Below are 24499 nucleotides of genomic sequence, written 5' to 3'. Positions count from 1 at the left end.
TTCCTCTTATTTAATAATACCTACTTTTAAATTATCCATACTAGTTTGTGTATATTTAAGTATGTCCTGAATATCACCTAATGCAACCTTTAGAGGTTTATATAACTCAAAACTGCCTTTAATAAATCGGAAAAGTTGTTTCGTTTCTGGATGCAATACAACTAGATTAACCCATTCATTATAAAACCATTCATAAGTAGCTGAATTTTTAGTAATTGCATATTTTACCACTTCTGGAAAATGTTCCACAACTACTAACAATCGAACAGGGTCGTGTACTTCAATCATTTGATTGGGTAGTCCAGGACGTAAATCACCATCAATTCCGTTAGCAACACCTATTAATCCCATAACATTATGAGGCAGTTTAGATCCTGCTCCTAGCTTATGATTGTCTACTCTAGAAAAATAATATTCTAGATTAATACCTCCTCCTACTGGAGCTACTGCATTTAATATTCCCGCCAAATAATCGCCTTTAGGATCTACTTCATAATCAAAAGAATTTAAAAAGGAACGTCTATCTAAGAATAATTGTTCAGATACTGTTCTTCTCCCCACTATACACATGGCATTGGTAGCATGATTGAGTTCTGGACGTGGTTCGAATAAAGAAACGGAACGACGTTTAACGGAATTATGTACTTTTTTAAAATCATCTGATTTGGTTATGATTTCAAAACGACGAGAACGCTCAACAGCATTTTTATCCAAAGCTTTTTCAAAAGTTTTTTTGTTCTGGATGTGAATATCTAAATTGATTTGGGTCAATACTTTTTCATCATAAAACTCAATTTCATCACGAGTTGTATCATGTAGTGCTGGCAAGAATTGAGTAGTATTAGGAATCTTTATTCCTTTTTTTGATAAAAGAATGCGTACTTCAGGATGATTGGCTGCAAAAGATAAGACTTTGGCATTTACGGAACTTGGTCTTCCGCTACAAGCACCACAGTCATAACCTGCAAAATGCGTATTATTTACACTAGTGGCACCATGCCCTACTACATATACTATGGGAGCAAAATTTTTTACAAGACCTATAGATCTAAGCAATCCTTCTACACGAGTAGCCATTTCTTCTACTGTAAAACCTACTTGTAACCCATCTTGTTGCACCCCATTATCGTTTTCAATTACTAATTGTGATTTTGGATTTAAATGTTTAAATGAAGCTGATGTTGCAGGGGTAATGGTGGGTTTAAAAATATTCAAAAATAATTTAAAAGCTGACGCAAAACCTAAGGATTGGCTTATTAACCATCCAAATAACAAAGAATGTGTACGCTTGTGATAATGAAGATCTGTAGCATGTTTTTTCTTTCTGGGTAATTCTTTTATCAAATATTTAGGTGTTACTGGAGCTGGACAAAGCTTTGTAAAAAATTTCCCTTGTATTGGTTGATAAAAAAATTCAAAATTAAAGAAGGCTGCTGTACCAAAGGTTTGAGCATTAGGATCTTCTTCTTCTATATATCGTCTAAAAGAGCATTCTCTATCATCCATACAAAACATGGCTTGAAAACTCGTTTGTTTTTTAGGTCGTATTTGGGTACTCGTTTGTTGTATCCCTAATAATGCTTGGTTATAAAAACTCCATTCAAAAGCTTCTTGCCATATAGATAATACTTCAAAATATTCAGAATACTCAGGAGCTGAAAAAATATCTTCAAGTGGTTCTTGTAAATTGTAAGCAATTGGTTTCCAATTTTTGCCAAATTTTTGATCTAAAACATCTATTTCTAATAGCAATTCAAACTTTATAAGTTCTTGTAATGTAATCCTCTTTTTGGCTAATAATGAAACAGGATTTTGCTCCAATGTTGCCACCATACCACTCCAACCTGGATGTGAAAATTGTTGATCAAACAAATAATGGGTATAATAAGCCTCATTACCCACTATAATATGCAATAATTCTTCTATACTAATTTCACTTTGTAATAATGCTTTTGCTCTTGGCGTTTTAAAGAAACCGGTGATTCCATTTTTATCTAATTCTTTTATAGAAGCTAAAAATCCTTTATCATGAACAGGAAAAGGCCATACTGAAATTCCTTGATCTAGGTAACTACATAATACTCTAAACAAGATTCCGTGTGTTGCTTTGTCTAAATTCATGGCATAGTGTTCTTTCCATAGAGAGCGAACACTACCTATTCTTGAAGATAAGGATTCATCATAAATTTCATTTAATACTTTATGCTCCCATAACTTATATGAATATTCTAGTTTCCGATCGTATACTACTTTTTTTAGAATTTCTTTCGAAATTTCACCATTAGCGTATTTGGCTCTGAATTCAGCTAATGATAAATAGGTTTTATAACCAAATACTGTAGATGCTTGATGTAAAGCATCAAAAAAAGATTGTTTTTGAAAAGCATGCAAAGTATTGTGGTGCACAAAGTCTTTTAATGGATTTTGCGCAGGTAAGTAATGCGATAGTTCGTGAAGTACATCATGCTCCACGAATCGCTGATTCGTTAAATTCATTTTTAGGAAATATTTAATTAATACCTCTATTTTGATGTGAATACATCGCTTAAGGAATTAATTAAACTAGATCGTATTTCCAGTTACAGTAGAGTATATATAGGGGTTGATTGTATATGAGTTTAAAACTCTTATAACCTATTGCATTGTAGTCTTTTTTTAATAAAAGTAACTGAAGCGAAAAAACATATTCTTTAGAGAAAATAAATTCCTCAATGTTATCATCTTCAAGGTCTAATTCTGTTAATTCTTCATCGTCTAAGCTCTGGTTAACAGAAATAATTTTTGATTTAGAAGAATTCTTTTCTTTATCTATTTTTACTGGAATTTTTAAAAAATTCTCAGCATTAGAGAAACTTTTACCTGATATTGATAATAATAACAAAAAAGCCAAAAGGAATGAAATCCATCCCTTTTTTTCAAAAACTTTTTTATTATTTAGTATCTTAAACATCGAGTGTTTTTTATTTAATCTAACAAAGTCAAAATTAATAGTTTTTTATTCAATATGTACTTTCTTTTTAAATATTTTCCATAAAACAGGTAAAGTGGTAAAAGCTACAATTCCTATTACTATGAACTCTATATAATGTTTTAGATCTATACCAAAACTTTGTAAAAATAATGTATGAAGATAGTGTCCTGCAAAAATCATGGAAAAAGCCCATAAAAAAGATCCTAGTATATTGTAGAACATAAATTTCTTTTTATCCATTTCAACGATACCCGCTACCACAGGAGCAAAGGTTCTAACAATAGGTAGGAAACGAGCAAATACAATGGCTCGATTGCCATATTTATCAAAAAATTCTCTTGCTTGGTATAGATATTTTTTCTTGAAAAAAAATGTATCTTTCTGGTTATATAAATAATTTCCGCTTTTAGCCCCAAACCAGTAACCAGTCATATTTCCAATAAGTCCCATAAGTCCAACTAAGAAAGCAAAAACAGATACATTCATAAAGTCATTCCCCAAAGATGTCTGACTCATCAATGTTTCGCTATAAATTCCTGCAAGGAAAAGCAAACTATCTCCAGGCAAAAAGAAACCAGCTAACAATCCTGTTTCAGCAAAAACGATAAATAAAACGACAATTAATCCTATTTTAATTCCACCAAATTCTAATAGAATATAAAATTCTGGATTTAGTAATTGCAACCAATTGAACTCTTTCATAATTTTTTTAGGCATTTAAAAGGGCGAAGGTACTATTTTTAGCACAATCACCCTTATTTTATTCATTAAATTAATCATAAAAATGATTAAACATCCAGTTGATACATTTCATGTAAATCAGAATTACAAGAAAAATTTACTTGTAAATCTGTTACGTATCCTGAATTCAAGCCATACACCCAACCATGTAAAAACAATTCTTGTCCGTTTTTCCACGCTGTTTGTACAATAGACGTTTTCGCTAAGTTTAATACTTGTTCCTTGACATTAAGTTCTACAAATCTATTGAAGCGTTCTTCTTCATTTTCTATAGAGTTAAGTTTTTCTTTATTAAAACGATAAATATCCTTTATGTGTCGTATCCAGTTATCAATAATACCAAAAGAGGTATTTCCCATGGCTGCTTTTACTCCTCCGCATCCATAATGACCACAAACAATTACATGACGCACTTTTAATACATTGACAGCATAATCTAGAACACTTAACATATTCATATCTGTATGTACCACCATATTAGCTATGTTACGGTGTACAAAAACCTCACCTGATTTAGTTCCTGTAATTTCATTAGCGGGTACACGGCTATCTGAGCAACCTATCCATAATAAAGGGGGATTTTGTCCTTTTGCTAAATCTTTGAAAAAATTGGGATCTTGATTTAATTTTGTATCTACCCACTTTTTATTATTATCTAATAATTTTTTATAGAAATCACTCATTTTTTTTATTTAATTAATTCTTTTAGATTAAAATTAGTATCTAAATCGGATTTTATAAAAGCGTAGTCTTCATAAAACTCAACTAAACCTGTTTCTATGTTATACATCCCGCCTATAATTCCTATTTCTCCATTTTCTACCATTTGTTCTAAAATGTAACTTCTTTGTAAAATTGACTTGACGGTTCTCTTCACATTAATTTGCGCTACATTTTCTACAAATGTACTATTGTCTGAAGTCCTATTTTCTTTTGTCATACGTTCTTCATATACTGCTGGTTGCAATTTAGAAAGGAGTTCTGTTAAGTTTCCCATTTCTACATGATCACAAGCTCCTTTCACAGCACCGCATTTAGTATGTCCTAGTACCACTATTAGTTTAGACCCTGCTATTTTACAGGCAAATTCCATACTCCCTAAAATATCCGTATTTATTACATTTCCTGCAATTCTTACCGAAAAAACATCTCCTAATCCCTGATCAAAGATTAACTCTGCTGAAGTACGACTATCTATACAACTCAAAATGGTGGCAAAAGGCCATTGTCCGTCTCGTGTATCATTTACTTGTTCTAATAAATCCCTATGAATCTTTAGATTTTTTACAAATCGTTGATTTCCTTCTTTTAATATTTCTAAAGCGTTCTTTGGACTTATTTGTGACTGTAATTCTTTATTTAAAGTTCTCATGATACCTCATTTAGTTGTGTGTTCTACATAAATATGTTTTTCTTCCTCTCCTGTATTTTCTAATTCATACGCTTCTTTAAAACCAATCAATTTTACCTTAATATTTTCTTCTTTAGCTCTAACTTTCTTAAATTCTTTAATCAAATCCAATACATCATGTGCTATGTATACTGTGTCTGACGCATTAATAACTACCGAAGATTTTTCAGGAATAGAAGCTAGAGTTAATTTAATAGCCGCTTTATTTAAAAAGGAAACTTCTTGCGCTAGATCAATATGAATAAAATCACCTTCTTTATAATTTTCTTTTCTAAAATTATAAGCACGTTTCATATTTCCTTTTAAGATAAAAATCACACTTATTATTAAACCTAATGCTACTCCTTTTAGTAAATCTGTAAACACCACTCCAATCATAGTTGCAATAAAAGGAATGAACTGATACTTCCCTCGTTCATAAAAATGTTTGATTACTTTAGGATTGGCCAATTTATACCCCACTAATAGTAAAACTGCTGCCAAAGTAGCTAATGGAATTTTATTAAGAACAGAAGGTATGGCTACCGCACAAACAATTAGCAAAACCCCATGAAAAATGGCTGCCATTTTAGTTTCACCGCCTGCATTAACATTAGCTGTCGTACGAACTACAACAGATGTCATAGGCAAACCTCCCAAAAGAGCACTCACTAAATTACCAATTCCTTGTGCTTTCAACTCGTTATTGGTATCTGTATATCTTTTATGCTTATCCATTCTATCAGCTGCCTCAATACACAACAACGTTTCTATAGAAGCAACCACTGCTATTGTAACACCAACAATCCACACTTTTTGATTTGAAATTTGTGAAAAATCAGGCATTGTAAAACTCTCTTGAAACTCTACAAATGATTTTGGGACAGGTAATTTTACTAAATGATCGTCTAAAACTGCTAAAGAAGAACCCAAACTTACAAAAACTTGGTTTAGGATAATTCCTACCACTACGGCAACTAAAGCTGATGGCACTAATTTCAAATCTTTTAACACGGGTATTTTAGGCCATAAAACTAAAATGGACAAAGATATAATGGCTATTAGAGTAGCTCCCAAATGTATATTTCCTATAACCGAAAATAATTCAGAAAAAGTATTTTCTCCATCGGGTTGCAAAAATGCTAAATCACCTTCATAATCCTTATCATAACCAAAGGCATGAGGCAATTGTTTTAAAAATATAATAACTCCTATACCTGCTAACATTCCTTCAATTACATTATTAGGGAAATAATTAGATATAGCTCCAGCTTTTAGAAATCCTAAAATTATTTGAATGATTCCTGCTATAAAAACAGCTAATAAAAAGACATTAAATGATCCTAAATCCGAAATAGCAGTTAAAACAATTGCAGTAAGACCAGCTGCAGGTCCTGATACAGACAAATGTGATTTACTCAAATAACCTACAACTATACCGCCTATTACTCCCGAAATAATTCCTGCAAAAAGAGGCGCACCAGAAGCTAACGCAATACCTAAACACAAAGGCAATGCTACTAAGAAAACCACTAGTCCTGCTGGCAAGTCAGAACCAAGGTTTCCAAAAATATTTATTTTTTTTGTCATCCTAATTAAATTTAAATCCATAAAACATTTGAGCATAAAAAACACTCAACTCATTTTTGCCTTAAATCCATTCAGGAGGTAATATCTGCAATGTAAATTCAGTAGTATAATCTAACAAAAGATACATATCTACAACTTTTTGTAAATCTGTAAAATTAGAAGTTATTTGATAGTCAATAAAAAAAGAAATAAATTCCGTTTTTATTTCCTTAATTTCTTTAGTTTCTTTAGATTCTTTAGTAGACTCTTCTTCCTCTTCTTCTTCTAGTAAAACCAATGATAACTTAGCTCCCTTCTCTCTATCTACCAAAGAAATAACACTTGGAGTAAATTGAAAAAGGAATAAAAATAGTAACACTATTTTAATTAATGGTTTCATAGAGCTAAAATACCAAATATAATATTCATTTTATAATTAATAAGTTTTTTTTAACACGCTTTTTATTTATTTCCGTTCATATTGACAGCAACCATGAAGTTTTTCGTAATCTTCTTGACTTGCTTTTACATTTTTAGTGTCATGACCTATTTTCCCTATAGCTTTCTCCACATCTAACAATGTGCATTTTTCTTCATTTATTACTAAATGCAATACTTTTCCTTCAATAGTATACTGTGCCATTTTTACTCCTGAAATAGAAAAAGCAGCTTTTTCTATTCGTTTTTTACACATTTCGCAATTACCATTTACTTCTATATCGTATTTTGCTTTTTTATTTTTTTTCTCTTGAGCAAAACTCAAAATACTCATCAATACAGCTAAAATTAGAATTATTTTTTTCATTTTTTTAGAATATTAAATTTTTAAAAAGTATTAAATATTATTCAATAAAAGTATCATTTGTTTACTTTAAAACGCAAGCCAGCATAAATCATTTGTCCAAAAATGGGCGCGTATACTACTGAACTATCAAAATTTTCCCCAAATGGATTTTCTGCTCCTACAATAGCCTTTTGTTGTTTATAGTTACTTAAATTTTCAACTCCTGTATATATCTCAAAGACTGAAGAAAATGTATGGGTTATCTGTGAATTCATTACAACAAAATCAGGTGAAAATGAAGTTAATTCTAGATTTGTATTAGGTAATTGTTGCTTACCTGTCCAATTCAGTGTAAAATCAAAACGCCATTGCTTTCCTTTTTCTTTCATCCTTGTTGCATACTCGATATTAAAGAAAAAACGATGTTTTGGTTGTAAAGGACGTTGGTATCTACCCAATTTATAATCTGTTTCGATGTCATATAATTTATATGCTGAACGCAAGTTTAATTGTTTAATAATTTCTATATTAAATTCTGTCTGAAAACTATTGGCAAATGAACGTCCTTCTAGGTTATAAAAATTCACATCTTGATATGATTGCAAAACATCTATCACCACCTGATTTTGAAAATCAGTACGATAAATATCGACCGAAGCATCAGCATTCATCCCAAAAAATTTAAATTTCTGTAAAAACCCAAAGCCATAATTCCATGCTATTTCTGGGTGTAAACCATAAATCTTACCTGAATCTCCCAAAACATTCAAGTTTCTATTACTTGCAAAAAGAACTTGATTTTCGGCAAAAACATTAGCTGCTCGTTTCCCTCTTCCTATTGAAATTCTGAAAACAGCATCTTTCCATGGATTATAACGAGCATGAACACGAGGCGTAATAAAAAAACCTAAACGATTATGATAATCTGTACGTCCGCCTAAAATAATACTAAATTTATCCATATTATCATACGTATACTCAAAAAATGCTCCAATAGAATTATCTCTTCGACTTACATCTTTCCCCAAAACAAATTCATTATAATCATCAGAAGTAAAATTCAAACCCACGGCAAATTTGTTCTTTGTATTTTGTATAATGGAATTGAAAATTAAATTAGAATAAAAACTGTTTTGTTTTATATCATAAGTTCGTAACCCAAAATAAGAATTTTGATTATGTGTTGTAAATGCGTTTTGTAAACCAATACTTTGATAAGGAGCATCTCTCCATACATAACCAATTTTAGAAGAAAAATCCATCCGATCCGTATTAATCTCTGAACCCCATCTATTTTTAGTCAATTTATCTACCATCGGATTAAACTCTATTTGTCCTGTTAATTTTTCATCTTTCATATAACGAAAATTCAAAAAACTCACCCACCCTGTTTCAGCGTTAGCATATTGCCAACGATTCATCACATTTACTTGACGACCTAATGGATTATCCAAGAATCCATCTCCATTTATATCCATTTTAGATACCCTCATATTAGAATGCGTTAATAAAAGAGTGCTCCACTTAGTGCCTATTTTTTCTGTGAGATGTGTATTTAATTCAAAACGAGAATCAGTAGAACCATAAAAATTCAAGTAGAAAGGTATTTCTTTAGCTGGCTTTAACAACTCTGTATTTATTTGCCCCGAAATACTTTCGTATCCATTAATCACACTTCCTGCTCCTTTTGTGACTTGAATATTTTCTACCCAAGTTCCTGGAGTAAAAGACATACCATATACCTGTGAAGCACCCCGAACAGAAGGTATATTTTCTTCCGTGATTAATAAATAAGGAGAAGTTAATCCTAGCATTTTTATCTGCTTGGTTCCCGTCAGAGCATCTGAATAATTAACATCAATAGTAGGATTCGTTTCAAAGCTTTCGGCTAGGTTACAACAAGCTGCCTTTAACAACTCCTTACTAGACAAAACGGTGGTATTAGTGGGCTTTAGTAATGATTTTTGTATTTTTTCACGCTTAGATTGAACCGTGATCGTTTGTAGAGTGTCTACATCTTGTCCGAGTAGTACAGTGCTAACTAACAAACATATAAATAAATAGCTATATTTCATCTTTTTAATTAAATTAGTAAAAATTTACAATCGAAAAAATTTCCGAAAACCAATTTCACTAATTCAATTAAGCGTAAAATACTAGCCTAGAATATAATCTATAGAGCGGTGGCGCATGTGTATCACAATAATAAGCAAGTAGATTGTCTTTTTTTATTAAAGCTACTTTATATCTCTTTAATATAAGTTTGAACGATTCTAAAACAACAAAAGAAGGAATTTTAAGTTGAAATGATTTTATTAAAACATTTTCTGAAGTCGTTTTTTTAATTTCAACCTTTTTGTCTTTACAACAAGAATCTTGTATCTGTACTTTATTTTCACAACAATCTGAATCACTTTGTTTTTCAACATGTTCAACAGTAACAGCTGCAACTACCTCACCGCAATAATGGACATTAATCGCAAAACCTGTATTAGAAATCAATACAAGAAAAGCCAAACAAATATTTATAAAACGGCGGAGTTTCATCACCACAAATATATTAATTATTTACAATCCATAATTCTAAAACAAATGTTAATTATTTTCCAAATTCTTTTTTTGGTAATAAAAAGCAGGAATAAACAAAATTAAAAACAACGGTTGAATTAGAAATCGACGCATATAAAACAAGGTCATTACAAAAGTTTCATCACAAAATTCTAAAACTAAAACAATTAAAGAAACTAGAAAAAAGAAAAGAACAACATAAAGAAAAATTGAAATTTTAATGATCGATTTTTTTTGGAATAGCATATACAAAATAACCAAACTTAATACTGTATTTAAGCTATAACGAATCAACCAACTAAACACTAGCTTAAACAAACTATATTCTGGATATAAACTTCCTTGAAATTCTCCTCTAAAATACGCTATAAAAGGATCATAAAACCAATTTGATTCATAATTCCTAATCAATATCAAACCAAATACTGACAGAATAATTATTGCAATCTTATATTTATTTTGAAATATATTTCGCATATTTTTTTATCCAATACAACCAAAGTAAACACACTATACCATAAATAATGAAAGGAAACAATACTGAATGTAAAAAATGTTCATATTCAGGATAAAGATCATACAAAATCGTTAATAAAACGATTCTTAAAATATTGACAACATATATAAGAACACTTCCAAACCACAAGAACATAAATGTTTTTTTAAAACTTGTCGAAAAAGCGATTACAAAAGATTCAAAAAGAATAATAACACTTATTGCATTACAACCTTCTATTATACGAGCCAAATATTTCCCATTAAAATATAACTGATACTGTTCATTCAGAGCGTCTTCTACAATTTGAACTCTTTGACCTAAAAAGACTAATATTTTTCCCGTTGTATAAGACACATTTTCAGTAAAACCATCTACCTGATTTACAAAACCTGACAAATAAAGCCTATAAAGAATTGTAAGCATCAAATAAGAAACAAAAAATTTTCCTAAAAAAAGAAAAAAGGGGCGATATTCTTTTAACAATGTCTTCAAAAAATCATTTTTTAACAAATTTATATAATTTTTAAAAAACAAGTCATTTACATTTGCAAAAAACTTAAAAATCATGCCATTCGAAAATCTAAAACCACAGATCATATCTATCATAGCAAATGATTCATTATCCAAAAATGAAAAACTATTAAACATCTGTCAATTATTACAAGATAAAATATCCTATTATAATTGGGTTGGATTTTACTTTGCTAATCATGAAACACGCACCTTGCATTTAGGCCCTTATGCGGGAGCAGAAACAGATCATACTATTATTCCTTTTGGGAAAGGAATTTGCGGACAAGTAGCAGAATCTAATCAGAATTTTGTAGTACCTGATGTAAAAGCACAAGACAATTACATAGCTTGCAGTTTTACCGTAAAATCTGAAATTGTTGTTCCTTTATTTGTAAATGGCATAAACATTGGACAAATAGATATTGACAGTCATGTCATAGACCCTTTTACAGAAGCGGACGAACGCTTTTTAGAATTCGTAACTTCAGAAGTTGCTAAACTTTTTTAAAAATAATTCATAAATCATAATTTATAATTCATAAATATTTTTAACTTTGCACCCGTATTGAGAATATCTCAGTCTACATAATAATCATTTAAATAATATTAGAATGTATTTATCAAAAGAAAAAAAATCTGAAATCTTCGCTCAACACGGAGGAAAAGCTGAAAACACTGGTTCTGCAGAAGGTCAAATAGCATTATTTACTTTCAGAATTAATCACTTAACTGAGCACTTAAAGAAAAATCGTCATGATTACAACACTGAGCGCTCATTAGTAAAGTTAGTAGGTAAAAGAAGATCCCTTCTTGACTACTTAAAAAACAAGGAGATTAACAGATACCGTGCGATTATCAAAGAATTAAACATCAGAAAATAATCCAAAAGAAAAGAGGTGCCCGCGCGCCTCTTTTTATTTTTTAAATATTTCAAAACTAAAGTTTGGTTTTTCATTGGGTTTCAAACAACTACACACACAACAACACATCAACAACACAACTAGAACCCATTGTTTAATTTAACAAAAAAAGATTTTATGATCCCAAAAGTATTTCAAGAAGTTATCGATTTAGGAGATGGAAGAACTATTACAATCGAAACTGGGAAATTAGCCAAGCAAGCCGATGGGTCTGTAGTTGTGCGAATGGGCGACGCGATGCTTTTAGCAACAGCTGTATCTGCTAGAACAGCCAACCCTGGGGTAGATTTTCTACCTTTAACTGTAGATTATCGCGAAAAATTTGCGGCAGCAGGTCGTTTTCCTGGAGGCTTTTTTAAAAGAGAAGCACGTCCTAGTGATAGCGAAATATTAACAATGAGATTAGTGGATCGCGTACTACGTCCGCTTTTCCCAGATGATTATCATGCTGAAACTCAAATCATGATTCAATTAATGTCTCATGATGAAAATGTAATGCCAGATGCTTTAACAGGTTTAGCTGCATCCGCATCATTAGCCGTTTCGGATATTCCTTTCTATAATTTTATTTCAGAAGTTCGAGTAGGACGCGTAGATGGAAAACTAATTATCAATCCAAACAGAACAGAACTCGAAAAATCAGACATTGACATGATGATTGGTGCTTCTAAAGATTCCGTTTGTATGGTAGAAGGTGAAATGAAAGAAATTTCAGAAACCGAAATGATAGAAGCCATCAAATTTGCTCACGAAGCTATCAAAATTCAAATCGAAGCACAAGAAAGACTACGTGAGGCCATTGGTACTTTAACCTATCGTGAATACGAACCAGAAAAAAATGACGAAGCTATTTACAATAAAGTAAAAGATGCTTGTTATGACCAATTTTATGCCGTAGCTCAAGAAGCATCAGCAAAACACGAAAGAGGTGAAAAATTTGCAACTATTGCAGAGGAAGTAAAAGCCTTGTATTCAGAAGAAGAATACACTGAAAACGAAGATTTAAAAGAATTAGTAAACAGATATATCTATAAAACACAAAAAGCAGCTGTTCGTAATGTAATTCTTGAAAAAGGAATTCGTTTAGATGGTCGTAAAACAACTGAAATTCGTCCAATTTGGTCTGAAATTGACTATCTACCATCTGCTCACGGCTCCGCTATTTTTACACGTGGCGAAACACAAGCTTTAGCTACTGTAACTTTAGGCACTTCTAGAGAAGCTAATATTATTGATCTACCTTCTGAACAAGGAGAAGAACGTTTTTACTTACACTACAACTTCCCTCCTTTCTCTACAGGTGAAGCAAAACCATTAAGAGGCACTTCACGTCGTGAAATAGGACATGGTAATTTAGCACAACGTGCACTAAAAAACATGATTCCATCAGATTGTCCTTACACCATTCGTGTTGTATCAGAGGTTTTAGAATCTAACGGTTCCTCTTCTATGGCAACCGTATGTTCAGGAACATTAGCATTAATGGATGCTGGTATACAAATGGTTAAACCTGTTTCTGGTATTGCAATGGGACTCATTACAGACGGAGAAAAGTTTGCCGTATTATCAGACATCTTAGGAGATGAAGACCATTTAGGTGATATGGATTTTAAAGTAACAGGTACAGCTGATGGCATCACAGCCTGTCAAATGGATATCAAAATTGATGGACTACGCTACGACATTATGGAACAAGCATTAGCTCAAGCTCGTGATGGACGTATGCACATCTTAAATAAAATCATTGAAACCATTTCTGAACCAAGAGCCGCTGTTAAACCAAAAGCACCTAAAATCATTATGAGTTCAATACCTGCCAGTATGATTGGAGCGTTTATTGGACCTGGCGGCAAAAACATTCAAGAACTACAAAAAATCACTGAAACAACCATCGTACTAACAGAAGAAGGAGATAAAGGTATTGTTGAAATTTTAGGAACAAATCAAGCAGGTATAGAAACCGTATTAGCTAAAATTGAAGCCATGGTATTTAAACCTCAATTAGGAGAAGCTTACGAAGTAAAAGTAACTAAAATGCTAGACTTTGGCGCGGTTGTAGAATACACCAAAGCACCTGGTAACGAAGTCCTATTACATGTTTCTGAATTGGCTTGGGAGCGCACCGAAAAACCAAGCGACATCATAAACTTAGGAGATATTTTTATGGTTAAATACCTAGGTATTGACCCTAAAAACAGAAAAGAAAAAGTTTCAAGAAAACAATTACTTCCTCGCCCACCCCGTGAAGAAAAAAAAGATGATAAAAAAACAAACCCTCAAGGTTAATTAATTTTATTAATTCAAATAGATGAAACCTCGATTTTTTTTCGAGGTTTTTTTTTATTTTTTGTAACTTTTTATCAAGTGCTTACGTATAACCATTACAACTTTTAAAAAGCAAAGAGATTTTTAAATGAGACAGCTCAAAATTACTAAGCAGGTAACCAACCGTGAAACTGCTTCCCTAGACAAATACCTACAAGAAATTGGTAAAGTAGATCTAATCACTGCAGATGAAGAAGTAGAATTAGCACAACGCATCAAGGCAGGGGATCAAAGAGCCTTAGAAAAATTAACAAAAGCGAACCTACGTTTCGTAGTATCCGTGGCAAAACAATATCAAAATCAAGGTTTAACCCTTCCCGATTTAATCAACGAAGGAAATTTAGGACTAATTAAAGCAGCTCAGCGTTTTGACGAAACACGTGGTTTCAAATTTATTTCATACGCTGTATGGTGGATTCGTCAATCTATCCTACAGGCTTTAGCAGAACAATCTCGTATCGTACGACTTCCTTTAAATAAAATTGGATCTATTAACAAAATCAATAAAATGTATGCGCTCCTAGAACAATCTAACGAACGCGCTCCATCTGCTGAAGAAATAGCAGCTGAGTTAGATATGACTGTAAATGACGTAAAAGAATCAATGAAAAACTCAGGACGTCATTTATCTATGGATGCCCCGTTAGTAGAAGGTGAAGACTCTAATTTGTATGATGTACTACGATCTGGAGAATCACCAAATCCTGATAGAGAATTAATCCATGAGTCACTACGTACCGAAATCGAGCGTTCTTTAGAAACACTAACACCTCGTGAAGCAGATGTAGTACGTTTATATTTCGGTTTAGGCGATCAACACCCCATGACATTAGAAGAAATTGGAGAAACCTTCGACTTAACCCGTGAGCGTGTTCGTCAAATTAAAGAAAAAGCAATTCGAAGATTAAAACATACCTCTAGAAGCAAAATCTTAAAAACTTATCTCGGATAAGATCAATTTTCTAATAATTACTAACTTTACCAATAAAAGTTATAATTAAAAGATTATATACCGCAACAACAGTCCAAGACTGTTCGTTTTTTGATTGATGATTGAAACTCCGGCTGATTACCGGAGTTTTATTTTATATCTAATTCATAGAATAATTACAAACCATACTCACTAAACACAAACCCATTAATAGAAATTTATTAAAAATAAAAAGAACTTTAAATCTAAAAAATATTCTTTTTTGCCTACAACATAACAAAACTACATCTGTAAAAAAATCCTTTATATTACTTCCTCCTTTTACTTTTTTATTATAAAATTTAAAACATACCCCTCCTATAATAAACAAAAATCTTATTTTATATTTTATTAAATTAAACAAAATATTTTTATAACAAAAACTTGTTTTTATAAAACAAGTTTACTATATTTGACTTAATCATATTTCCATAAATGGTTATTATTATTAAAAACAAAATATGTTATGAAAGCACAAAAACCAAACGATCCTACTCAAATTGGTTATTACCTAACAAAACCCACCCCCAAATCATTTTTTAACCTACTCTATACCTTTATAGGTATATCCTTATGTATTTCTTAATTTTTTAAATATTTATAATTATGTCATTTAAAGCAAAATTAGCAGTAGCAGGAAAAGAGTACACAGTATTAAATGTAAACTACGGTTTATTTCAAGAAACAGACGCAACGGGTAGACCTTCTACTGTAACTAGAGGAGGAAAAATTGAATTAACAATTGAAGGTACTGCAGACACTTCATTCTTCGAGTGGATGACCAACTCATTTGAAAGAAAAGACGGAAGTGTAAAATTCTTTAAAAGAGACAGCGAAGCAGTTCTAAAAGAATTAAAATTTTCAGAAGCTTACGTAGTAAAATTCAGAGAAAACTTTGATTCAACAGGCGTAAATCCATTAACAGAAACCTTTACCATTTCAGCTAAAAAAATTGAACTAGGTTCAGGAGCTTACGAAAACGAATGGGTATAATCCCTTCAAAAAGGCGTTCCCTAAAAGCAACTTTTTAACCCCCAGTTCTTTGTTACTTTCCATAAGGAAATGACATTGGCTAGATCAATCATTGTATTACCCCTAGGTTTTACACTGGTCAACCCTAGTCTAAAAAGAACTCCATTAAATGATAGTTGCGATCTTTTGGGATCGCCTTTTTTCTTTTTTCTTTCAAATAAACAACCCTAAAAACAAACAAACATGTCCTTTTTAGCTAAATTAGAACTAGACGGAAACACCTATAACATACTCAGTTTCGACTATAATTTTACACAACAAATAGACGCTACAGGAAAACCCGAAGGAATGCCTCAAGGAGGCGAAATTAATATCCGTATAGAAAGCAACGGAAAATCCAACCTATTACAATGGATGCTCGACCACAGTCAAACCAAAAACGGTACCATTACATTCTTTAGAAGAGATGCCATGAGCAAACTACAAGAGTTAAAATTTGAAAAAGCCTATTGTGTTTCCTTTTCCGAATACTTTGATGCTAAAAACAACGAACCGCTACAAATAGCCCTACGCCTAATGGCCAAACGATTTGTTCTAAACGAAGCTACACACGAAAAGAAATGGAAAGATTAAACAACAACTAAAACACACACACGATATGGATACTTATAACAGTGACTACGGAAGACTCAATCATCCTGATGATATAGCACAATACGCCTCATTACGTTCCTTTAAAGACTTTTTAGCCGACAAATCCAGTCCATTAGTCTACTGCACCCTTACCATAGAAGGCAAATCCTTCCTAGAAAAATCCCATTTTAACCTACAGTTCCATCAAAAAACCAACGAACACGACACCTTTACCCTAGATACCCGTGCCGATTCCCTAGACAATGAAGAAGCCTACATCATGGAAAATTCTAAAAATTATCTAGGAAAAACCATACACATCCACCTGCACCGATTTGGAGAAATAAAACAAACCTTTACAGGCATTATAACCCATTTAAACCTTTTAAAAAAAGACGGTTACGGCAGGCTATATATTACAGGACACGCTCCTACCATTATGTTAGAACAAGGACTTGAATCCCAAAGTTTTGAAAACAAAACCCTAGAAGAAATCTTTCAAGACATAACCGCCCAATACCCCAAAGACACCCTTCATACCATTGTCCGAAACAACAACACCCAAAATGTGTTGCCTTACACCGTACAATACAACCAAACAGATTATCAATTTTTACAACAACTTGCCATACGCTATGGCGAATACCTGTATTACAACGGACAGAGCCTAGTGTTAGGCAACAAAGTAGGTCCTAAAATCATAAACCTAGACGAAAGTGTAGACCTAGTACACGTATCCTTTGAAATATCAGTAAAACCACAACAATTTACCTACACCACCTACGATGTAGAATCAGGCACCAGCCTACAACGAGATAGCGCCTCGGCTCAATTACAAAATAAAGTCAACCCCTATCAACAAGTAGCCCTAAAAGCCTCAAAAAACGTATTCCATAAAAAACCCAACAAACTCCACAACCCCACGGGTATCAACAACCGAACCGATAGAGAGTTACAAGATGCCGTACGAAAACAAAAAGAACTCAGAGAAAACCTGATGATCGTAAAAGGCAAAAGCAAAGACCCCCAACTCAAACAAGGCGATCTAACCAAACTAGTTGATATAAACGACCGTCCTATGGAAACCTATCGCATCATAGAAATTCAACATTTTCATGATGGCAATAGCTATTACAACGAGTTCGTAGCCATTCCCGATTTATGGACCCCTCCTTATTTTGACGACAACACCTATCCTAATTGCGAAGAACAAACCGCACGGGTAGTAGACAACAACGATCCTATGAGTATGGGGCGTATACGCGTACAATTTCCATGGCAAGAAAGAAAAAACCAAAAAACCCCATGGATTCGCCTAATACAACCCCACTCAGGAGCAGGCAAAGGATTTCATTTTATCCCCGAAATAGGCGAAGAAGTTCTTGTAGGTTTTGAAAGCGGCAATGCAGAAAAACCTTTTGTACTAGGCACTCATTATAACGGAAGCGAAACCAGTGGGTACCATACTAGCGGCAATGATGTAAAAGCCATTCATACCCGATCTGGAACTAAAATTATTCTAAACGATGCCCAAGGTTCTGTTTTTATAGAGGATCCTAGTGGCAACACTTGGACGATGGACGGTCATGGGAATATTAATGTGAATGCGCCTAATGATATTACTATGAATGCTGGTGGAAATATTAGCATGACAGCAGGAATGAATATTACAACCTCCGCTGGTATGAATATAACTGAAAGTGCTAGAGCTAATAAATCAGTAACAGTGGGTATGATGAATAGTTTATTTGTAGCAGGCAATAGTTTAATAGATGTCAAAGGTAACTTAATAGAGAATATTATTGGAAATCTAGAATCGCACACTGAAAAGGAAAGGATTACAAATAGCCAAAAAGGAATTACCTCTAGTAGTGAAGGCGAAATAGCTAAACATTCAAAAAAAGAAGCAAAAATAAACAGTGCTGAACAATCTAAATCTTTTTAAAAAATGACTAGGATAAGAAATGTTGGCGGAAAAATTATAGAGACAACAAAAGGAAATGATATTTGGTATGCCAAAGAAGATATAGTATTAAATTCACTTAAATCTATAAGTTTTAAAGGTGATGAAAAAGGTGTGAGTTATGGGAAGCCTGAAAGTCCAGAAATAACCGTAGAAAAATCAACATACAAACTGGAAAGTGATTATGCACACAATCAATTATGTAATTTAGCTGATGAATTAGGCGAAATAACGTTTATGCTTTTTGCGTATAAAATTTTTGGATCCGATATTGAAACTCAAGCTTTAAGTAAACTATACAGAGCATTAAGTGATCGTAAAATCAATAATCCAGAGATTTTAGTTTCAATATATCCTGTTCAAGGAAAACCAGCTGGCTATAGCAATAAAAGAAAACAAATAATTGTGTATGAAAAATTTATAGAAGAAGCTTCCAAGGACAATGAAAAAAGTGCGGAACTTCTCGCTACATTAGTTGAAGAATATGGCCATCATATAGATAATTTATTAAGAACTGAATTGTTAACTAATGAAATTGCTGATGAAGATGTAATTGATGAAGGAGCTAGATTTGCATATCAACTATTCAAATTCGACATATTTAAAGAGACCACTTTAACTTATGCAAAAGCAGAGATACCATCTTATAAAGGAGATTTAAAAGTAGATTTTTCTAAATTACAAAATGAAATTACAAAATTTGTAGATGAAACGAATCAATTTGATGAAGTATCAGGAGAAGACATTTCTAACTATGGCGCAGGAAGAAACCGTAAAGAAAATAAAAATAATGCATACGCACACGGGGATATTGAGTTTGAAGCTCTGAGGAAGAAAGATTTATTTTCTAGCCAGCAAGTCAGAAATATTTATTATGGGAATTGGCTCCGTGATTTTTCTCAAATTATCGTAGGAATTTCTATTAGAAGTACAAATGTAGCAACAGAGGTTCAGAAAAAATACAAAGTAGTTAGAGAGGCAGCTCCGATGAAATTTTCACATCAAGGATTAGTTTCATTGATGGAAATATTAGCAATTAAAGAATTCGTTTATGAAGCCGAAAAGGAAGATAAAAGAACACCTTCTGAAAATTATTATACTCTCAGAGAAAAATTCAATAAAAATTTTGGCGGATTAACAAAAGATATTTTGGGAATTTATAGACCTGAAGAACATATTGACAATCCTAAAGGTTTACTTGATGAATCTAAAATTACTGATGATAAAGGCAAAATAATTTCATTTACTTACAATGGAAAGTTAAAAACGCTTTATGCAGGCGATAATGGTATATCTTGGAAAATTGACAAAACTCGCAATATGTCCAACTTTTTCTGGATAGATTATCCTGAACGTCCAGCAACCGTGACCTATATGAAGGAACAAATAGTTTTAGCTTGTTCTAAAGGTCAAACTGTAGAAGGATTCAGACATTTAGGTGCTGCCTTACACGTACTGGAAGATTTTTTTGCCCATACTAATTTCGTAGAATTATTATTGCGAAAAGCTGGAGCAGATGTTTATCCTTGGATTGAAAAATACAAAGGAAAAAGTTACAAAGAATTGCCTGTAGTAAGTGGAACTTTTCTTACTGATGATACCATTGCCAGTGTAGGACCTAAAGTTGCCGAGCTTTTTTTTAAGCCTCATATTGAAGAGTATAAACGTAGAAAACCAAAAGAAAGAACTTTAGGAGAAATGTTTGTTTTGCAAGCATTACAAGATTTGGCTAAAGGACAGAAAAGTGATACGGCAAAAAAGAGTTCATCATATGTAGGTGTTGAAATTTCTACTTGGCTTAATTGGTTTGAGAGCTATTTGAAATTTCAAGATGCTATGGCAACTATGTATCAAAACGCTGATAAAAAAGAATGGGGCATTACTACTTTTGCTGAAAAAGCTGGTGTTAAAGTATTAGAAGCTACTCAAAAATCGATGGATTATAGTGCCCAGATAATGTCTATATTCCCAAAGCTAGTCATCAATATTATACTCAATTCTTTTGACGAAGTAATCCCAGAAGCACAAAGTCACATCAATACAAAATATGGTAACAGTCCCTCTCATTCTCAACTAGCAAAAGATTCATTAACCCACCCTCTCAACAAACTCTCTGCCGAATTGTCAAAAATTGCCGTTGAAGATGTGGGTAGAAAATTTAAACAAGGGATGAATGGTACTCAATTAGCCAATTATGTAGCAGAAACCTACTTTGTTCATCCTTCATCAACTAAAACGATGTGGACAAATAAAAAAATAAACGATTGGTTAAAAGACACCCCTCAAAGTATTCTAGAAAAATTAAAATATGCTACTATCTATGAGCATAGCCATCATAAGACAGAAGTTCTCAATGATAAAACGGTCAAAAAAATAAAAGAAATAATGAACTATTTTAAAGAAAACACTCAATGAAAATAAAATCATTTTTATGCATTATCATATTAACTTTTTTAAATGTAAGTTGCCAAGTGAAACAAGATAAAAAAATAGATTTAGAAATCGCTACTATCAAAGTTGATAGCTGTGGTATTTACTACAAGGGCAAGCGCTTAGATTTAGGCGACTCAGTTTCTCAATGGGAAAGGGTATTAGGAAAACCTGACAGGACTACGGATCAAGGTTATACTTGGGATAAATTAGGGATTTCCATAAGCGATTGGGAAATAGGAGAAAACGTAGTAGATGCTATTTACATTTATTTTGTCAATTTGGACAGTCCTGATGGAAAAGCTGGATTATTAAGTAAAGCTAGAGAGTGGAAACAGAGTACAGATGAAGAAATAAAAGAGGCTGAAAAATGGGCGGAAGAAATGAAAAAACTTCCTGAATACAAAAAAGAAGAAGATTTTCAAATTATTAAGGGACAAATTGATGAATTATATAAAAAAAATTATGACTATCCTTTTACCACTTATCAAGGAATAGTTAATTTACATGGAAATCCAGTAGGAGCAGGAATGAAAGTTAAAGAAATCAACGAAAATCGTGAAAAATTATCTTTTTCAGATCGGTTTGGTTATGTTGATCAAGATATTGATGGCGTGAATGATTCTCACAATTCAACAGATACTTTTGGAGGCGATTATCGCGCACCAGGTTGCGAGTGTAAAGACGGTAGGTTACAGTATTATGAATTAACTTTTACCTCTAACGGAACACTAGAGTTCCTTAAAATAGCTCGTGAAGAGAAAACAAATTATGAATTCAGGAAAGAATACAGAAAAAATAACTAATAGTACTAAGTCATGAAGTTAAGTTTTTATCTATATCTGATCCTTTTAAGTTTCATAAATGTAAGTTGCCAAATGAAACAAGAAAAAAAAATAGATTTAGAAACCGCTACGATCAAAGTAGATAGTTGTGGTATTTATTACAAAGGCCATCGCTTAGATTTAGGCGACTCGGTGGCACAATGGGAAAAAGTTTTAGGAAAACCAGATAGAACTACGGATCAAGGTTACACTTGGGATAAATTAGGAATTTCCATAAGCGATTGGGAAATAGGAGAAAACGTGGTAGATGCTATTTACATTTATTTTGTCAATTTGGACAGTCCTGATGGAAAAGCTGGATTATTAAGTAAGGCTAAAAGTTATGAACCTTTGACAAAAGAATGGGAAGATAGAATTAGAAAATCGAGATATGATGATGAAACAGACAATGATAGAGAAAATAGAATAAAAAGAATAAAGGAAGAAAATCACCCTAAAAAATTTGTCTATCCTTTTACCACTTATCAAGGAATAGTTAATCTACATGGAAATCCAGTAGGAGCAGGAATGAATATTAAAGAGATTAATGAAAATCGTGAGAAATTATCTTTTTCAGATCGGTTTGGTTATGTTGATCAAGATATTGATGGCGTGAATGATTCTCACAATTCAACAGATACTTTTGGAGGCGATTATCGCGCACCAGGTTGCGAGTGTAAAGACGGTAGGTTACAGTATTATGAATTAACTTTTACCTCTAACGGAACACTAGAGTTCCTTAAAATAGCTCGTGAAGAGAAAACAAATTATGAATTCAGGAAAGAATACAGAAAAAATAACTAATAGTACTAAGTCATGAAGTTAAGTTTTTATCTATATCTGATCCTTTTAAGTTTCATAAATGTAAGTTGCCAAATGAAACAAGAAAAAAAAATAGATTTAGAAACCGCTACGATCAAAGTAGATAGTTGTGGTATTTATTACAAAGGCCATCGCTTAGATTTAGGCGACTCGGTGGCACAATGGGAAAAAGTTTTAGGAAAACCAGATAGAACTACGGATCAAGGTTACACTTGGGATAAATTAGGAATTTCCATAAGCGATTGGGAAATAGGAGAAAACGTAGTAGATGCTATTTATATTTATTTTGTCAATTTGGACAGTCCTGATGGAAAAGCTGGATTATTAAGTAAAGCTAGAGACTTTGAAACAGTCACAAAAGAAGACGAAGAAAGAATGAAAAAAATTCGAATAGAAGGAGAATCAGACGAAGATATCTTAAATTCAATAAAAAGAATAAAGGAAGAAAATCACCCTAAAAAATTTGTCTATCCTTTTACCACTTATCAAGGAATGGTTAATTTACATGGAAATCCAGTAGGAGCAGGAATGAAAGTTAAAGAAATCAATGAAAATCGTGAAAAATTATCTTTTTCAGATCGGTTTGGCTATGTTGATCAAGATATTGATGGCGTGAATGATTCTCACAATTCAACAGATACTTTTGGAGGCGATTATCGCGCACCAGGTTGCGAGTGTAAAGACGGTAGGTTACAGTATTATGAATTAACTTTTACCTCTAACGGAACACTAGAGTTCCTTAAAATAGCTCGTGAAGAGAAAACAAATTATGAATTCAGGAAAGAATACAGAAAAAATAACTAATAGTACTAAATTATGGAGTTAAGTTTTTATCTATATCTGATCCTTTTAAGTTTCATAAATGTAAGTTGCCAAATGAAACAAGAAAAAAAAATAGATTTAGAAACCGCAACGATCAAAGTAGATAGTTGTGGTATTTACTCTTACCTTACAATGATGTAATAGCCACTACTTTACCTGACAGTTGTAAGTTAAATTAAGTTTGTCAGATTGTTTGTTTTTTCAATTCCTTGAGGGGCTTTTTCAGATGAAAGAAAAAAATGATTCTGATGCAATTTATTCAAGTTTTTTTCATCTGCCAAATATTTGGTATCTAAAAAAGTTTTTAAAGGAGTTTGTCCATAACAAAACTTACCAGAATGAGGTCTGTTTTGATTGTATTCTATCAGCCAAAGGTCAAGGTCTATTTGAAGTTGTTCAATTAAGTTATAAACTTTTTTCTAAAAGCTATGGCATAAAATTCATTTTGTATAGTTCTATGAAAACGTTCGCAAATACCATTAGTTTGAGGACTTCTAACTTTGGTTTTAGTATGATCTATGCCTTCAATAGCTAGATAAAGTTGAAAATCGTGATCTTCTGAACCATAATACTCTGTTCCTCTATCGGTAAGTATTCTAAGTAAAGAAACATCTTGTTCTTGATAAAATGGGAGTACTTTATCGATTACTATTGTGAATATAAATATGAATATGGTTTTGAATTAGAAGATACAATCAAAATAAACATTGATAATAATTTATTTAAAATCTATAGTTTCAAATTTGATACTTTTATTATAAATAAGAAAAAGGGATTAGAATG

23 protein-coding genes and 1 pseudogene are annotated in these 24499 nt (G+C 32.3%); 11 read left to right on the top strand and 13 right to left on the bottom strand.

All coding sequences use genetic code 11. The features are described from left to right. Nucleotides 1–6: 6 nt before the first annotated feature. The 12 genes from AWN65_RS02970 to xrtF form a co-directional block, all read right to left on the bottom strand. Nucleotides 7–2496 carry a YbcC family protein gene (locus AWN65_RS02970; protein ID WP_060381795.1) on the bottom strand — a complete coding sequence of 830 codons (2490 nt, stop codon included), beginning with the start codon at nt 2494–2496 and terminating at the stop codon, nt 7–9. A gap of 61 nt (nt 2497–2557) precedes the next feature. Beyond that, entirely contained in the window at nt 2558–2950 is a 393-nt protein-coding gene (locus AWN65_RS02965; RefSeq protein ID WP_014166453.1) for a hypothetical protein, read from the bottom strand. A 45-nt stretch (nt 2951–2995) separates the two neighbouring features. Beyond that, nucleotides 2996–3673, bottom strand: coding sequence for a DedA family protein (locus AWN65_RS02960; RefSeq protein WP_060383807.1), 678 nt, complete (start codon nt 3671–3673; stop codon nt 2996–2998). A gap of 86 nt (nt 3674–3759) precedes the next feature. Further along, nucleotides 3760–4395: a carbonate dehydratase gene (gene can, locus AWN65_RS02955; RefSeq protein WP_014166455.1), complete on the bottom strand. Its 636-nt coding sequence runs from the start codon at nt 4393–4395 to the stop codon at nt 3760–3762. A gap of 5 nt (nt 4396–4400) precedes the next feature. Beyond that, nucleotides 4401–5084: a carbonic anhydrase family protein gene (locus AWN65_RS02950; protein ID WP_060381794.1), complete on the bottom strand. Its 684-nt coding sequence runs from the start codon at nt 5082–5084 to the stop codon at nt 4401–4403. 6 nt (nt 5085–5090) lie between these two features. Continuing rightward, nucleotides 5091–6692, bottom strand: a complete 1602-nt coding sequence (locus AWN65_RS02945; RefSeq protein WP_060383806.1) for a SulP family inorganic anion transporter — start codon at nt 6690–6692, stop codon at nt 5091–5093. 61 nt (nt 6693–6753) lie between these two features. Beyond that, a complete protein-coding gene (locus AWN65_RS02940) occupies nt 6754–7071 on the bottom strand; it encodes a hypothetical protein (RefSeq protein ID WP_060381793.1) in 318 nt (105 codons plus the stop codon). Between the two features lie 66 nt (nt 7072–7137). Beyond that, nucleotides 7138–7476, bottom strand: coding sequence for a heavy-metal-associated domain-containing protein (locus AWN65_RS02935; protein WP_060381792.1), 339 nt, complete (start codon nt 7474–7476; stop codon nt 7138–7140). 53 nt (nt 7477–7529) lie between these two features. Further along, nucleotides 7530–9530, bottom strand: coding sequence for a TonB-dependent receptor plug domain-containing protein (locus tag AWN65_RS02930; protein WP_060381791.1), 2001 nt, complete (start codon nt 9528–9530; stop codon nt 7530–7532). 67 nt (nt 9531–9597) lie between these two features. Then, complete coding sequence (locus AWN65_RS02925; RefSeq protein WP_063744093.1) at nt 9598–10002, bottom strand: HYC_CC_PP family protein; 405 nt, start codon at nt 10000–10002, stop codon at nt 9598–9600. A gap of 48 nt (nt 10003–10050) precedes the next feature. After that, nucleotides 10051–10500: an exosortase F system-associated membrane protein gene (locus AWN65_RS02920; protein ID WP_060381789.1), complete on the bottom strand. Its 450-nt coding sequence runs from the start codon at nt 10498–10500 to the stop codon at nt 10051–10053. Continuing rightward, entirely contained in the window at nt 10478–11014 is a 537-nt protein-coding gene (gene xrtF, locus AWN65_RS02915; protein WP_063744201.1) for an exosortase family protein XrtF, read from the bottom strand. The genes AWN65_RS02920 and xrtF overlap by 23 nt, the downstream gene beginning before the upstream one ends. Before the next feature lie 73 nt (nt 11015–11087). On the opposite strand from xrtF, the gene AWN65_RS02910 reads away from it, so the two are divergent. From AWN65_RS02910 to AWN65_RS02855, 11 genes are all read left to right on the top strand, one after another. Further along, entirely contained in the window at nt 11088–11543 is a 456-nt protein-coding gene (locus AWN65_RS02910) for a GAF domain-containing protein (protein ID WP_060381788.1), read from the top strand. Between the two features lie 103 nt (nt 11544–11646). Next, nucleotides 11647–11916 carry a 30S ribosomal protein S15 gene (gene rpsO, locus AWN65_RS02905; protein WP_060381787.1) on the top strand — a complete coding sequence of 90 codons (270 nt, stop codon included), beginning with the start codon at nt 11647–11649 and terminating at the stop codon, nt 11914–11916. 156 nt (nt 11917–12072) lie between these two features. Further along, nucleotides 12073–14241, top strand: coding sequence for a polyribonucleotide nucleotidyltransferase (locus tag AWN65_RS02900; RefSeq protein WP_060381786.1), 2169 nt, complete (start codon nt 12073–12075; stop codon nt 14239–14241). Between the two features lie 127 nt (nt 14242–14368). Beyond that, complete coding sequence (locus AWN65_RS02895) at nt 14369–15232, top strand: sigma-70 family RNA polymerase sigma factor (RefSeq protein WP_014164868.1); 864 nt, start codon at nt 14369–14371, stop codon at nt 15230–15232. 624 nt (nt 15233–15856) lie between these two features. Next, on the top strand, nt 15857–16243 hold the full coding sequence (tssD, locus tag AWN65_RS02885; RefSeq protein ID WP_060381383.1) for a type VI secretion system tube protein TssD: 387 nt from the start codon (nt 15857–15859) through the stop codon (nt 16241–16243). A gap of 222 nt (nt 16244–16465) precedes the next feature. Continuing rightward, complete coding sequence (gene tssD / locus AWN65_RS02880; RefSeq protein WP_060381784.1) at nt 16466–16855, top strand: type VI secretion system tube protein TssD; 390 nt, start codon at nt 16466–16468, stop codon at nt 16853–16855. 25 nt (nt 16856–16880) lie between these two features. Further along, the gene (locus tag AWN65_RS02875; protein ID WP_060381783.1) at nt 16881–18800 is read left to right on the top strand and encodes a type VI secretion system Vgr family protein; all 1920 of its coding nucleotides are present in this window, start codon (nt 16881–16883) and stop codon (nt 18798–18800) included. 3 nt (nt 18801–18803) lie between these two features. Beyond that, nucleotides 18804–21233: an HET-C-related protein gene (locus AWN65_RS02870; RefSeq protein ID WP_060381782.1), complete on the top strand. Its 2430-nt coding sequence runs from the start codon at nt 18804–18806 to the stop codon at nt 21231–21233. Further along, nucleotides 21230–22054, top strand: coding sequence for a DUF7738 domain-containing protein (locus AWN65_RS02865; RefSeq protein WP_060381781.1), 825 nt, complete (start codon nt 21230–21232; stop codon nt 22052–22054). Before AWN65_RS02870 ends, AWN65_RS02865 begins: the two co-directional genes overlap by 4 nt. A 72-nt stretch (nt 22055–22126) precedes the next feature. Further along, entirely contained in the window at nt 22127–22876 is a 750-nt protein-coding gene (locus AWN65_RS02860; protein ID WP_060381780.1) for a DUF7738 domain-containing protein, read from the top strand. A 72-nt stretch (nt 22877–22948) separates the two neighbouring features. Then, a complete protein-coding gene (locus AWN65_RS02855) occupies nt 22949–23698 on the top strand; it encodes a DUF7738 domain-containing protein (protein WP_060381779.1) in 750 nt (249 codons plus the stop codon). A 188-nt stretch (nt 23699–23886) separates the two neighbouring features. Here the strand turns inward: AWN65_RS02855 and AWN65_RS14525 are convergent. Then, a pseudogene (locus tag AWN65_RS14525) lies at nt 23887–24359 on the bottom strand (integrase core domain-containing protein); the annotation flags it as partial. Between the last annotated feature and the right edge of the window lie 140 nt (nt 24360–24499).

This window comes from Flavobacterium covae, assembly GCF_001534645.1.
Taxonomy (GTDB): domain Bacteria; phylum Bacteroidota; class Bacteroidia; order Flavobacteriales; family Flavobacteriaceae; genus Flavobacterium; species Flavobacterium covae.
The sequence above is the reverse complement of the archived record's forward strand: the minus strand, read 5'-3'. Positions and strand labels throughout refer to the sequence as shown.